Annotated in this window: 2 protein-coding genes and 1 pseudogene; all 3 read left to right on the forward strand. The window is 70.4% G+C overall.

Translation table 11 applies throughout. From position 1 onward, the window contains the following. Positions 1–700, forward strand: a 700-nt coding sequence (locus J7E68_RS17195; RefSeq protein WP_215174647.1) for a FliG C-terminal domain-containing protein, incomplete at its 5' end; no start/stop codon positions are given. Between the two features lie 125 nt (positions 701–825). Next, positions 826–1,476, forward strand: a complete 651-nt coding sequence (locus tag J7E68_RS20195) for a FliH/SctL family protein (RefSeq protein WP_215174649.1) — start codon at positions 826–828, stop codon at positions 1,474–1,476. Further along, positions 1,473–2,108 (forward strand): annotated as a pseudogene (locus J7E68_RS17205) (EscN/YscN/HrcN family type III secretion system ATPase); the annotation flags it as partial. The gene J7E68_RS20195 and the pseudogene J7E68_RS17205, both read left to right, overlap by 4 nt.

Genomic DNA, 2,108 nt, shown 5'->3' on the forward strand with positions numbered 1-2,108 from the left:
CACCGTGTCGTTCGATTTCCTCAACGCCGCCGACCCCGCGCAGCTCGCCACGATCCTCGAGGGCGAGCTGCCGACCACCGTCGCGGTGGTCCTCGCAAAGCTGCGGGCCGACCGCGCTGCCGCCGTCCTCGCCGCGCTGCAGGATCCGCTGCGCACCGACGTCGCCCAGGCGATCGCCACGATGGGAACCGCGACGCAGGAGGCGATCTCGATCGTCGCCGACTCGCTGCGCTCGCGCACCGGTGTGTTCGCGATGCGCGACAACAACGAGTCGATCGGGGGAGTGCAACCGCTGGTCGAGATCATCAACCGCTCGGACACGGCCCTGGAGAAGTCGCTGCTGGCGAGCCTGGAGGGGCGTGACCTGGCGCTGGCGGAAGACATCCGCAGCCGCATGGTGACATTCGCCGACATCGCCCGCCTCGAAGACCGAGACGCGCAGCGGGTGCTGCGCGGCATCGACCTGCGCATGCTCGCGCTGGCGCTGAAGGGCGCCGACGAGCAGATCACCGACAAGGTCAAGGGCAACATGACCGAGCGCAACCAGGAGAACCTGGCAGAGGAGACCCGCGTGCTCGGACCCGTGCGCATGCGTCAGGTCGACGAGGCGCGCGCCGAGATCGTGCGCATCATCCGCGAGCTGGAAGCGGCTGAGGAGATCACGATCTCCCGCGAAGACGAGGACGAGCTCATCGAGTGATGTCCGCTCCGCAGGTGGATCCGGTCGGGCTGGTTACGGTCACGCCCGGTCGTCGCGATAGTCATGGGGGAGCACGGATAGCTCGACCATCGGGCCACGGACCGGCCTCGTCCTCTACTTCCGAGGTGTCCTCCGTGCTCGATTCCGCCTTCACGCCACTCGTGGTGCCGCGCGTGGGCGAGACGCCGATCGACATCCGCGGCGAGGCCGACCGGGCTCGCACCCGTGGGTACGCGGACGGATTCGCCGAAGGGCGCCGGATCGCCCTGGAACAGGCGCAGCTGCAGCAGGCCGAGCACGAGGTGCGCACGCACGAGCTGCTCGAGGCGTTCCTGCATGAGCGGGGCTCGGCGCTGCGCGCACTGGCGACGGCGCAGACCTCGCTCGAGCAGCGTGTGTCAGATCTGAGCATGCTCGCCGTCGAGCGCATCGAGGAACTCGCCCTCGACCTCGCGACCTCGATCATCGGCACGGAGCTCTCTGACCCTGCGCGTTCCGCCGCGCACGCCGTGCGACGCGCCCTCGCGGAGATGCCCGCCGACAGGTGGAGTCGTGTCTCGTTCAGCGAGCAGGATGCGCGGGTCATCCATGACGAGCCCTCGCTCGCGGACTCGCTGCGCGGCGTCGAGGTGACCGCCTCGAGCGTCGTCGACCCCGGAGGCGCGATCGTCGAGATCGAGCACGGCGCGGTCGACACGCGCATCATTCAGGCGATCTCGCGCGCGGCCGCAGCCCTCAGCGGCGACGACGAGCAGAGCGCAGAGGTGATCGTGTGACGACCCTAACGGACTCCTGGAAGCGTGCCGTCGTCGCGGCGCGCCCTGAGCGCACCGGCACGGTCAAGGCGGTGCGCGGCCTCGGTGTCGAAGTGCTGGGCATCGACGCGGCCGTCGGCGACCGGGTGCGGATCGACGCCACGCACGGGCGCACCGTCGATGCCGAGATCGTGGCGGTCGACGGCGCATCCGCCCGGTGCATGCCGCTCGGCCGCCTCGACGGGATCACCGCCCGTGCGCGGGTGCGGCACGGCGGAGCGCCGTTGCAGGTGCCCACCGGCGCTGCGCTGCTCGGACGCGTGCTCGACGGGCTCGGTCGTCCGATCGACGGGAAGGGTCCGCTCGACAAGAGCACGGCATTCGTCTCTCTCGACCACGATGGCCCCAGCGTCATGGATCGTCAGCGCATCGACCGCCAGCTCGGACTCGGGGTGCGCGTGCTCGACACCATGACGCCGGTGGGCACCGGGCAGCGCCTCGGCCTCTTCGCCGGATCCGGCGTCGGCAAGTCGTCGCTGATGTCGATGATCGCCCGCGGATCCACGGCCGACGTCAACGTCATCGCCCTCGTGGGCGAGCGAGGTCGCGCGGTGCGGGAGTTCCCCAAAGACGAACTCGGCCCCGCGGGGCCC

It is taken from the genome of Microbacterium sp. ISL-103 (assembly GCF_018613995.1).
Classification (GTDB): Bacteria; Actinomycetota; Actinomycetes; order Actinomycetales; family Microbacteriaceae; genus Microbacterium.